10 protein-coding genes are annotated in these 11,128 nt (G+C 72.2%); 6 read left to right on the top strand and 4 right to left on the bottom strand.

The annotated features are described in order from the left end of the window. Positions 1–737 precede the first annotated feature (737 nt). Both ACFXKZ_RS10655 and ACFXKZ_RS10650 read left to right on the top strand, forming a co-directional pair. On the top strand, positions 738–1,412 hold the full coding sequence (locus ACFXKZ_RS10655; RefSeq protein WP_379998651.1) for a peptidyl-tRNA hydrolase: 675 nt from the start codon (positions 738–740) through the stop codon (positions 1,410–1,412). Positions 1,413–1,753: 341 nt separating this feature from the next. After that, positions 1,754–2,134: an STAS domain-containing protein gene (locus ACFXKZ_RS10650; protein WP_379998648.1), complete on the top strand. Its 381-nt coding sequence runs from the start codon at positions 1,754–1,756 to the stop codon at positions 2,132–2,134. Positions 2,135–2,192: 58 nt separating this feature from the next. Here the strand turns inward: ACFXKZ_RS10650 and ACFXKZ_RS10645 are convergent, their stop codons facing one another. Both ACFXKZ_RS10645 and ACFXKZ_RS10640 read right to left on the bottom strand, forming a co-directional pair. Continuing rightward, positions 2,193–3,188 (bottom strand): B12-binding domain-containing protein, encoded by a 996-nt coding sequence (locus ACFXKZ_RS10645; protein WP_379998646.1) that lies wholly within the window; start codon positions 3,186–3,188, stop codon positions 2,193–2,195. After that, positions 3,185–4,915, bottom strand: coding sequence for a SpoIIE family protein phosphatase (locus ACFXKZ_RS10640; protein ID WP_379998644.1), 1,731 nt, complete (start codon positions 4,913–4,915; stop codon positions 3,185–3,187). The genes ACFXKZ_RS10645 and ACFXKZ_RS10640 overlap by 4 nt, the downstream gene beginning before the upstream one ends. Positions 4,916–5,194: 279 nt before the next feature. Here ACFXKZ_RS10640 and ACFXKZ_RS10635 point away from each other — a divergent pair, with 279 nt between their 5' ends. Beyond that, positions 5,195–5,584, top strand: a complete 390-nt coding sequence (locus ACFXKZ_RS10635; RefSeq protein WP_379998642.1) for an STAS domain-containing protein — start codon at positions 5,195–5,197, stop codon at positions 5,582–5,584. A gap of 204 nt (positions 5,585–5,788) precedes the next feature. On the opposite strand, the gene ACFXKZ_RS10630 is transcribed toward ACFXKZ_RS10635, so the two are convergent. Continuing rightward, positions 5,789–6,976: a phytanoyl-CoA dioxygenase family protein gene (locus ACFXKZ_RS10630; RefSeq protein ID WP_379998640.1), complete on the bottom strand. Its 1,188-nt coding sequence runs from the start codon at positions 6,974–6,976 to the stop codon at positions 5,789–5,791. Positions 6,977–7,180: 204 nt separating this feature from the next. Then, a complete protein-coding gene (locus ACFXKZ_RS10625; protein ID WP_379998638.1) occupies positions 7,181–7,924 on the bottom strand; it encodes a FadR/GntR family transcriptional regulator in 744 nt (247 codons plus the stop codon). Positions 7,925–8,060: 136 nt separating this feature from the next. On the opposite strand from ACFXKZ_RS10625, the gene ACFXKZ_RS10620 reads away from it, so the two are divergent. From ACFXKZ_RS10620 to ACFXKZ_RS10610, 3 genes are all read left to right on the top strand, one after another. Beyond that, positions 8,061–8,792, top strand: a complete 732-nt coding sequence (locus ACFXKZ_RS10620; protein ID WP_126635586.1) for a (Fe-S)-binding protein — start codon at positions 8,061–8,063, stop codon at positions 8,790–8,792. A 126-nt stretch (positions 8,793–8,918) separates the two neighbouring features. Next, positions 8,919–10,427 (top strand): lactate utilization protein B, encoded by a 1,509-nt coding sequence (locus tag ACFXKZ_RS10615; protein WP_379998636.1) that lies wholly within the window; start codon positions 8,919–8,921, stop codon positions 10,425–10,427. Next, positions 10,424–11,110 carry a lactate utilization protein C gene (locus ACFXKZ_RS10610; protein ID WP_379998634.1) on the top strand — a complete coding sequence of 229 codons (687 nt, stop codon included), beginning with the start codon at positions 10,424–10,426 and terminating at the stop codon, positions 11,108–11,110. Before ACFXKZ_RS10615 ends, ACFXKZ_RS10610 begins: the two co-directional genes overlap by 4 nt. The last annotated feature ends 18 nt before the right edge of the window (positions 11,111–11,128 follow it).

The following is an 11,128-nucleotide window of genomic DNA, read 5'->3' as shown; positions in this document are numbered from 1 at the left end:
CGGACGCCGGCAGCGGCCCATCACGGACTCTGATCAACCCCGCACCGGCCACCCGCAACCAAAGGCGCAACGCACGCCGAAACAAACCCGCCCCACTCGGAAACGCACGACCGGCGGAACCCAACCCGACCCCCCACCCCGCCACCCGCCGCTGGTCGCTTTTCACCCCGACCCGGGCACCCGCCTCGACGAAACCCCACACCCCGAAGCCCCCACCGGCGGCGGCCAACCCCACGACCCGGACCAGCCCCACACCAGCCACCCCCAACCAACAGCACAACGCCCGCCGGAAACACCCGACCCACTCGGGAACGCCGCCCGGAGGACTCGACCCGATCACCACCCCGCCGGCCGCTGCCGGCCGGTTTCGCCAATCAACACGCTCGCCTCGCCGGGCGCCCCAAGGCTCGGAGCCCCGCGACCGGCCCCGCGACCGGCCCCGCGACCGGCCCCGCACCAGCCTCCGCAGCCGAAAGCGCAACGCGTGCCGGAAGCAGCCGAGTTGCCCAACAGGTGCCGGAACCCGACCGACCCCTGTGCCCGCCCGTCCAACGCGCCATGTGGGCCTGGGCATCCGCGGCGTGCCCGACGGTTCGGGGTGTGGGGCCGGGTTGGTCTCGGCCGATGCTTGTGGAAGTCCAGCCTCCGCACCCGGCGTAACGGGTGGGCGGGTGGGCAGCACCACCCACCCGACCCGCCCCACCCGCCCGGCGAGGCCATGTGGCCGCGAGCACGGCATGATCGGAGGCGTGAGTTCCATCGAATACGTTCTCCCCCTCGTCGCCCACATCGAGAAGGACGAACCCCCGGCCCGTACCGACGCGCTCGAAGCCGCGGCGCGGGCCGTCCTCGTCCTGCTTGCCGACGTGCGCTCCACCGACCCCGAAGGGGAGTGGCACGACGTCGTCGAGGCCTGGCAGGGGCATCGGATCCGCAAGGTGGTGCGCCGGGCGCGCGGCGGTGAGTGGCGTCGTGCCGGGGCCCTGCCCGGGATCACCGTGGTCCGCCGCACCGCCGAGGTCCGGGTGTACCCGCCCATCCCGCTGGACGGATGGCCCAAGGATCTGGCCAAGTTGCAGGTCTCCGGCACCGACCTGGACGAGCCGGTCGCGCCGCCCGCCGCCGATCCCGGGCAGCCGGTGTTGTGGTTGAACCCGTCTCTGGAGATGACCGCCGGCAAGGCCATGGCGCAGGTCGGGCACGGCGCGCACATCGCCTGGATGGGGCTCGGTCCGGGCGCGCGGAAGGAGTGGGCCGCGCGGGACTTCGACCTCGCGGTTCGGGTCGCCGACCCCACCGCATGGCCCGCGCTGGCCGGCAGCGGCCGGCCCGTGGTTCGCGACGCCGGCTTCACCGAGATCGCGCCGGGGTCGTGCACCGTGGTCGCGGATGTGCCGTGGCCGACCCGCTGAACGTCGCACCGCCCCCGCCGCGTTGCGAGCCGAGGTGACGGCAGGTGACGTTGCGTCATCGGCGCGGTCGATCGGGCGAGCGCCGCCACTCCGGGAAGGGCCCGGGACGATCCGTGTACGCTGCAACCGAGACCCGTACGTGACCGGATCGTCACTGCCCCGGTTCCTGCGGCCCACTACGGTAGGTCACAGGCCGGGCCGACCACCCGGCTCCCGAGCCACGTGTCCAGGTCCCGCCCGGATCCGTCGGTGCCATCCGCTGGGGGGACGGGTCCGCCGATCGCTCCGGCCGCCCTGTCTCGCGCGGCTCGGGACACCATGGGCGAGGGGACTGCCGGCGCGTGACTCTTCAGGTGATCAAGGACGATCTCCAGGGCTGGACCGTGCTGCACGTCCTCGGGGAGGTCGACTACGCCGTCGTCCCCGAACTCCGTGAACACGTCAGACGCGCGGTCGCCGAGGGCGATCATCGGATCGTCCTCGAACTCACCCGGGTCGAATTCCTCGATTCCACCGGCATCGGCACCCTCGTCGCGGCCCGCCGACTACTGCGCTCCACCGGCGGCTCGTTGCGGCTGGTGATGCCCGGCAACAACGATCACCACGTCAACCGCGTCTTCACCGCCCTGGGCCTGCGCCGCCTCTTCGACGTACACCCGGACCTCACCGAAGCCCTGTCCGAAGACGCCCCCACGGACGAGGACCTGAGCGCCGCGGGCTGACCGGCTCCGGCACCGCCCTACAGACCCCGCCACAAACCCCGCCCTCCACCACCGCGCCCTACAACACCGCCCCGGCCGCCGTCAGTGTGGCGCTCGCGCCGGGGACGTGGGTCAGGCGCGTGGCGAAGGCCCGGTAGGCGGCGGCCAGTGCCTCGCTGGGCACGCGTCGGTGGCCCAGTACGTCGACGAACCACCGGGTGAAATCGACGAACAGCGCGTCGTCGTCCAGGAACAGCGAGACGGCGAGTGTGTCGACCGCACTGGCCAGGCCGTCGCGCATGGTGGTGTCCGAGCGTTCACCCTCGATCGAGGCCAGCGCCGACATGCCCGCGGCGACCAGCGGGGTGCGCAGCAGGCCGACGCCGTCGTGGGTCGGGTCGGACAGGTGGCGCAGGCGCGGGGCCGGCGTGGTGACGGTCGGCCAGTCGGGGCCGGTCAACATCTCGGCGGCGCGTTCCGCGTCCGGCGCCCAGCCGTTCGCGCCGACGACACCCGCCCAGCGGCCGTTCGGGCCGAAGCCGGGACCGCCCACCAGCACCGGCACGCCGACCCGGCGGGCCACCTCCACCATCGCCCGCGCGCCCGGTAGTGCGGTGGAGACCGTACAACTCAGCACCACCGACCCGGCGCCCGAGTCGGGCACCACCCGGGCCAGTTCGCCCGCACCCGTACCCGGTGGCAACACCGTGGTGTCGATCCCGCGCAGCCGCAACAGCGCGGCCAGGATCCGGGACGCGAGCCCGTGCCAGTCGCCCTGTGCGCAGCACACCACGATCCGGGTCTGCGAACGCGGCCGCGGCGTCGCGTCCGCGACCAGGTGCACCACCCGACCCGTGACGTGCGAGGCGGAGTGCTCACGCGCCACCGTCCACTCGCCCGTCGCCCACCGCTCGCCCACCACCCGCAGCGCCGGGATCACCAGATCCGTCAACACCTCCTCGCCCGGCACCCCCTTGCCCAGCAGGTTGCGGACCAGGTTCAGTGCCTCGACCTCGTCGGCTCGGCCCAAGTGTGCGAGGAACAGGTCGAGTTCGTCGGAGACCACGTGCGTCATGCGCCGTCCGGATGCTCGTCGGGACCGGGACGACCCGGCTCGGCCAGGATCGGCAGCGCCTCATGGTCGTCCCGATAGGGGATGTGAATGGCCAACAGCACCACGTCGTCGATCACCGGGGCGTCGCCGAGATGCGCCAACAGCCGCTGTTCCAGGCGCTCCACCAGCGCCTCCACCGGCATGCCCGCACACGAGGCGAGGTCGTGCCGCAACGCCTCCACCCCGTACGCCTCGCCGTCCGCGTCCCGCGCCTCGGTGACCCCGTCGCTGTACAGGAGCAGCGTCGACCCGGCCGGCAACGGCAGTTCCCGTTCGCCGAACACGGTGCCCGGGATGCCCGCCACCAGCGGATCGGTGAACGCCATCGCGGCCACCCGCCCCGCCGGGTCCATCCACAGCGGCGGCGGATGCCCGGCGCAGGTCAGCCGCACCCGGGCGGAGCCGTCCGGATGCACCGAGCAGTCCCCGGTGATCGCGGTCAGCACCAACGAGGGATCGCCGAGGGTGAGTTCCGCGTCGAGCAGCGCCATCCGATGCGCGGGAGCGCAACCCGCGCTCGCCGCCGTGCGCAGTATCAGCAGCGAGCGCGAGCTGAACATGCCCACGGGCGTGCCGCGTCCGCACACGTCGCCGACGGAGAACGCCCACGTGCCGTCGACCGGGGTGGGATGCACGGCGTAGAAGTCGCCGCCCAGACCGTTGGTCAGCGACACCGGCCGATAGCGGGCGGCGATCCGCGCGCCGGGCACCTCGGGCAGCGGGCCCGGGACGAGGGCCCGGGCGAGCAGCAGGGTGCGCCGGTCCTGCTCGACGTACAGCCGCGAGGTGCGCAGCGCCACGCCCACCCGTTCGGCGTAGTCCACGGCGAGTGCGATCTCCTCCTCGGCGAACGGCTCCGAGGTCGCCGAGCGCACGAACGTCAGTACGGACGGCGCGTCGTCGTCGGTGGGCACCGGGACCACGAGCGCGCACCGCGCGTCGACGGCGAGCAGGTCCGCGACCGCGTCGTCCGGCACCAGGCGGCCGAGCAGTTCGCGATCCATCAGCGGATGCAGTTCCTGCCTGCGGGTACGCAACACCCGGCCGACGCCCGCCGGGGCCGTCCACGCCGTGCCCAGGCCGGTGGTCACCCGGGCGATCGGGGTGCCGGTGGCGGGCGCGTAGGTGGTGCGCATCCGGCCGTCCTCCATGCTCGGCACGGACAGCGCCACCCAGTCGGCCAGTTCGGGCGCGGGCAGCGTGGTGACCAGATCGGTCAGCCGGCGCGGGTGAGTGGTCGCGGACAACATCCGGCCCGCCTCGGCGAGGAAGACCTTGCGCCGCCGCTCGGCCAACAGCGCGTCCTCGCGCCGCCGTTCGGCCGTGGTGTCGCGGACGTACCAGGCGTAGTGTCCGCCGCTCAGGAGCGCTCGCCGCCCCTGCACGCGCCGATCGTCGACCTCGCCGCGCCAGGTGGTCCCGGTCGCGGGCAGGGTCGGGAAGGCGGTGCCCACCGCACAGTCGGGCAGCAGGCGCGCGGCCGCGGGGTTGACGTGGCACACGGTGCCCTCGGCGGTGAACACGATCACGCCGGTGTCGCTCTCGTCGAGCACCTCGGCCGGTGACCAGCCGGGCGGCGCCGTCTCGTCGAGGGCGTGCGGTGGCTCGAAGCCGTTGCTCCGCCGAGCGGCGGCCGGCTCGTGAGTGTTACTGCCCCGCTCATCGCTTGAGGGGCGTGGTCCGGTCATGGCTACGGAATCCCTTGCGTCCGTGCGTTTCGAGCCGACTCGCGCCGGCGCTCGCGCAACCTTCACGGTACGACCGCCGGGGTCGGCCGCGGGCGGCTTCCGACGGAATCACACCTATAGGGGAAGACGGTCCACGAGCGACCGATGCGGCGAGTAGGGTGCCGATGCGGTCCTGCGTTCCGGGATGGATGTGGGGGTTCGTCCCGGGCCGCGCGCATCGTAGCGAGCGGTCGCGTGCCGCGCGACCGAACCGACACTCGACCGTGTGGAGTGATCCCCATGAGCCTTGACGATCTCCCGCCGGACGACGTGGATCACACATCGTTCTCGGCCAGACCGTGCGTGGTGCACACGGCCCTGGAGGCCGACCTCGGTGGCATCGTGTCCGTACACGGCGACATGGACATGACCGCGGCACCGGCCTTCCGCCAGGCGGTGGACCGCCTCGTCGACGAGGGCGCGCGCAGCCTGCGGATCGACCTGTCGGGGGTGCCGTTCATCGACTCGTCCGGCCTGGGCAGCCTGGTCTACGGCTACCGCCGACTGCGCGACCGGGACGGGGGCATCGTGGTGTGCGGTGTCGGTCCGCAGCCGGCGCGGGTGTTGCGAATCACCCATTTGGACCGGATCCTCAGCGTCGAACCGGCGGGTGTCGTCCGGAACCGGTGAGCGCCGAACGCCGAACATCGATTGCCGAGCGCCGATTGCCGAGCGCCCATTGCGGCACACGGAGTGCCGATGCCGGTCGATGAGTACACGCGTCCCCGCGCCCGTCCCGCCAGGCGCAGTCCCCGCGCCCGTCCCACCACGTGCGATCCCCGCACCCGTCCCGCCCGGCGCAGTCCCCGCGCCCACCCGCCCCGAGGGGCGGACTCACCGGCCCAGGCCGGCCTCCAACTCACTCGCCGTACGACTGCGGATCAGGTCGTTGACCGCCTCACCCGGTCCGACCTGCTCGAACAGCGTCGGCGGCCGGAAGGTGACGTACATCGTGCGCCGCCCGCCCACCCCGGCGGGCGGCGGCGACGCGTGCAGTACGTCGGCCACGTGCACCGTCACATCGCCCGGCTCGGTCGGCACCGCGACATAGGGCAGGCTCGCCAGTTCCTCCTGCGTCGGTTGCGGGCAGGTGCGCCCGTGCGAGCCGGGGATCGCCTCCAGGTAGCCGGTCTCGGCGGAGGAGCCGGTCAGTTGGATGCCGATCGCCACCGACGGGCACATGATGTGGTGGCCGCCGAGACCGCAGTCGGTGTGCCAGGGGATGTTGGCGAGGCCCTTGAGCCGACCCGCCGGCTTGAGCAGGACGGAGACCCCCTCCATCCGGTCCATGGACGCGGCCAGGTCGTCGTGCAGCAGACCGGCCAGCCGGACCAGGCGCGGATCGCGGGCCAACTCGCCGATCGGCGCCGACCGTTCGCTCGCGTACACGATCCGGCACAACACCGCCTCACCCGACTCGGTCTCCGCCCACCAGGACCGGTCGTCGTCCGGCCGGGCCTCGGCGGCGAGCCGGTCCACCTCCGCGTTCAGGACCGCGATCTCGGCGGCGGAGAACACCCCGCGCACCCGCATCACCCCGGTCGCCTCGAAGTGTTCGGCGAGTTCCCGATCGGAGCGGTCGAGGGTGAGTTCGGCCGCCGGGTCCACCGGTGCGCCGTGCCGGTCGTACAACTCCGGGCCCTGCGGCAGGTAGATCTCGATGCCCTGGTAGAGCGCCCGCAACGCCGGTTCCCAACGGAACAGGTCGAGCACCGTGCCGTGTTCGGTGTGCACCTCGCCCGCGATGGCCAGCGCCGCGGCGGTGCGCAGCAGGGTGACCAGGTCGGTCCAGGCGTCGGGGGACAGTCGCACCACGCAGCCGGCGTCCGGGTCGATCCCCTCCACGACGCGCAGTCGGGAGTCGTCCGCGCGATAGGTCCACGCGCCGGCGCCGATCCGCAGACCGAGCGGGTCGAGCCCGGCGAGGCCCGCCTCGGCCCGTTTGCCGTGCGCGCCGATGAGCAATCCGGGGACGATGTCCCGGTGGTAGGTTTCCGCGTCGATCCGGTCGTGCCCGAGCATCCTCGCGACCTCCTGCGCTGTACGTTGCCGCGCAGTATGCCGGGCCGGAGCGCCGTGTCACCAGAGCGTTGCGCGCTTTGCCCGAAGTCCGCGCGAGCGGGCCGCCGACAACCCACCCCCGTCGCCGACCCGTCGACGGATCGCCTTATCACACGCGGTCGATGACGGTTCGTCAGCTATTTGGGCCGGGCCGTTGACGGTTCGTCAGTTCTCCGGGGAGGGTGCGTCTTCGCGGACCCGGGACACCTGCGGGTAGGCGCGGCGCAGATGCGCGGCCACCGCATCGGCCGCGGCGCGCGGGTCGCGGGCCACGATCGCGGCCAGGATGGCCCGGTGATCCGCGCGCAACGCGCCCGTGTCCGGCCCCAGTTCGGCCACCGCGCGGCGCTGGTGCCGACGTACGGTGTCGCGCAGCGCGCGCATGAACGTGGTCACCAGCGCGTTCCCCGACAACTCCGCGATCGTGGTGTGGAACTCGGTGTCCAGTTCGTTGAACCGCTCCGGGGACAGGTTCGGGTCGTCCATCGCGGCCACGATCGCGCGCAGCCGGTCGAGGTCGGCCTCGCCCGCATGTCGCGCCGCGCCCTCGACCGCCCACGACTCGATCAGCAGCCGGGTCTCCACCACGTCGTCCACGGCGAAGTTGGCCAGTCCCAGGTGCAGCCCGAGGACGCCGGTCAGCGCCGGGCCCGCCGAGCCGGCCAGGATCGCCCCCGCCTCCGGGCCGCTGCCCGGGTTGGCCACCAGCACGCCCATGGCCTCCAGGACCCGCATCGCCTCGCGCACCGAGGGGCGGCTGACCCCGAGCGCGGCAGCCAGCGCGCGCTCGCCGGGGAGCTTGTCGCCGGCGCGCAGTCGGCCGCTCGCGATCTGCTCCTCGATCTGCGCCACGACCTCCTCGAATGCGCGTACACGCTTGACCGGACGCCAGTCGGGGCCGTCTGTCACGGGGGCTCCTCGGATGCGGGCGTCGCGAATCGCGAATCGGGGGGTGTCTTGTGGCCAAGGATGCCATGCCCTTAGCGTGAGCACACCACAGTGTGGTCAGACCACATGATTCGACAGTCGCGAGGAGGCCGCACGCATGCGCGTCGGGCTGTTCATCACCTGCGTCAACGACACGCTCTACCCCCGCACGGGGCAGGCCGTCGTCCGCCTCCTGGAACGGCTCGGCTGCACCGTGGACTTCCCCACCGCGCAGACGTGCTGCGGCCAGATGCACTGGAATACCGGCTACGGAAAGCGGATCGAGCCGATGGTGGCCGGGTTCGCGGACACCTTCGCCGGCTACGACGCGGTGGTCACCCCGTCCGGGTCCTGCGGCGCGATGATTCGGGACAACCACCCGCGCGCCGCGGCCCGCGCGGCCGATCCCGGGTTGTCGGCCCGGGTCGCGGCCGTGGTCCCGAAGGTATACGACCTCACCGAGTTCATCGTGGACGTGCTCGGCGTCACCGACGTCGGCGCCTACTTCCCGCACCGGGTCGTCTACCACCCCACCTGCCACTCCCGCCGCCTCCTGGGCCTGGGTGACCGGCCGACCGCGCTGCTTCGCGAGGTGCGGGGTCTGGAACTGGTCGACCTGCCGGGCGAGGAGGAGTGTTGCGGCTTCGGCGGCACCTTCGCGGTGAAGAACCCGGACGTGTCCACCGCGATGGGCGCCGACAAGGTGCGGCACGCGGCGGGGACGGGGGCGGAGGTGCTGTGCGCGGCGGACAACTCGTGCCTGATGCACATCGGTGGGCTGATGGATCGTCAGCGGACCGGCATGCGCGTTGTGCACCTGGCGGAGATTCTCGCCTCGACGGCGGGTTAGGGATTGTTTACCCGCCCGCTCCACCCGTTGCTTCGGTCGTACCGGCTGCGGTTTTCGGGGCAGCGGTGCGGCCTTTATGGCCTGTGAGCCGAATTTCCTCGACCCGTTGATCGGAAAGCTTTGGTTATGACCTCATCGCCTACGTTTTTGGGTATGCCGCCGTTTCCCGAGGCTGCTCGATCTGCCGTGTCGAATCCTCAGCTTCGGCATAATTTGCGCAAGGCCACTCATACCATTCGCGACAAACGAGCCCATGTGGTCGGTGAGCTTTCCGACTGGGGCGAGCTTCGGGCCGCCGGGGCGGCGATCAAGGATCGTACGTTGCGTCGGCTCGACGAGTACCTCGTCGCCGCCGAGGCGGCCGTCACCGCCGCCGGAGGCACCGTGCACTGGGCGGCGGACGCGGCGGAGGCGAATCGCATCGTCGCCGATCTGGTTCGGGCCACCGGGGAGACCGAGGTGGTCAAGGTCAAGTCGATGGTCACCCAGGAGATCGGGCTGAACGAGGCGTTGGCCGCCGAGGGTATTCGGGCCTACGAGACCGATCTGGCCGAGTTGATCGTGCAGTTGGGCGACGACCTTCCGTCGCACATCCTGGTGCCGGCCATCCACCGCAACCGGGCCGAGATCCGGGAGATCTTCGTCCGGGAGATGGCCGAGTGGGGGGTACCGGCGCCGCCCGGGCTGACCGACGAGCCGGCCGCGCTGGCCGAGGCCGCGCGGCGACACCTGCGGGAGCGCTTCCTGTCCGCGAAGGTCGCGGTGTCCGGCGCGAACTTCCTGGTCGCCGAGACCGGCACGCTGGTCGTGGTCGAGTCGGAGGGCAACGGGCGGATGTGTCTGACCCTGCCCGAGACGCTGATCTCCGTGGTCGGCATCGAGAAGGTGGTGCCGACCTGGGCCGATCTGGAGGTGTTCCTGCAACTCCTGCCCAGGAGTTCGACCGGGGAGCGGATGAACCCGTACACCTCGATGTGGACCGGCGTCACCCCCGGCGACGGCCCGCAGGACTTCCACCTGGTGCTGCTCGACAACGGCCGTACCGACGTGCTGGCCGACACCACCGGGCGGCAGGCGTTGCGCTGCATCCGGTGTTCGGCCTGCCTGAACGTGTGTCCGGTGTACGAGCGCACCGGGGGGCACGCGTACGGGTCGGTGTACCCGGGGCCGATCGGCGCGATCCTGGTGCCGCAACTGCGGGGTGTGGCGACCGGGAAGGTGGACCCGCAGACCGCGTCCCTGCCCTACGCGTCGTCGTTGTGCGGTGCCTGCTACGAGGTGTGCCCGGTCGCCATCGACATCCCCGAGGTGCTCGTGCACCTGCGCGAACAGGTGGTCGAGGGCGGCGGTCACCGGGCCGAGTGGGCGGCGATGCGGGCGGCCGAGTGGGTGCTCGACGACGCGAAGCGGCTGCGTACCGTACAGCGGGTCGCGGCCCGCTCGCGTCGGTTGTTGCCGCGTCGCGCGCCCGGGCCGGGTGCGGCCTGGTCGGACAGCCGGGCGCTGCCGGAGGTGCCGGCGCAGTCCTTCCGCGACTGGTGGGTGCGCGAACGCGGCGCGCTGCCGCAGCAGCCCCCGGCCGCTGCAGCGCAACCGCCGGCGGAGAAGAACCGGATCGAGGAGGACGACCGATGAGTTCGCGTGCAGCGATCCTGGCCCGGGTCCGCCGGGCGCTCGCCGACGTGCCGAGCGACGACGACTCCCCGGTCGTGCGCGACTACGCACGGGCGCATGTCGCCGAAGGTGTGCTCGACCTGTTCGTCGAGCACCTGCGCGACTATCGGGCCGTGGTGCACGAGGTCGCCGAGGATGCCCTCGCGGACGCGGTCGCGGCGGCGGTCGAGCGGCGCGGGGCCCGCACCCTGGTGACCCCGGCGGGGCTGCCGGCGGCGTGGACGGCCGGGCTCGCCGAGGAGGTGTGCCTGGCGGACGGCTGGGTGTACGGGCAGTTGTACGACAATAGTATTAATAACAGGCCCGAGATCGTCAAACCCGCCGACATGCTGACCACGTCGGCCCTCGACACCGCCGACGGTGTGCTCACCGCCGCCGCCGTCGGCATCGCCGAAACCGGCACGATCGTGCTCGACGCCGGGCCCGGCCAGGGCCGTCGGGCGTTGACCCTGGTGCCGGACTGGCACCTGTGTGTGATTCGCGCCGCCGACGTGGTCGCCTCGGTGCCGCAGGCGCTCGAACGACTCGACCCCGGTCGACCGCTGACCTGGATCTCCGGGCCGTCCGCGACCAGCGACATCGAGCTGAATCGGGTCGAGGGGGTGCACGGGCCGCGCACCCTCGAAGTCCTGATCGTGCGGTGACGGGCCGCCGATCATTTA

The sequence above is a fragment of the Embleya sp. NPDC059237 genome (assembly GCF_042754105.1).
In the GTDB taxonomy this organism is placed as follows: domain Bacteria; phylum Actinomycetota; class Actinomycetes; order Streptomycetales; family Streptomycetaceae; genus Embleya.
The sequence above is the reverse complement of the archived record's forward strand: the minus strand, read 5'-3'. Positions and strand labels throughout refer to the sequence as shown.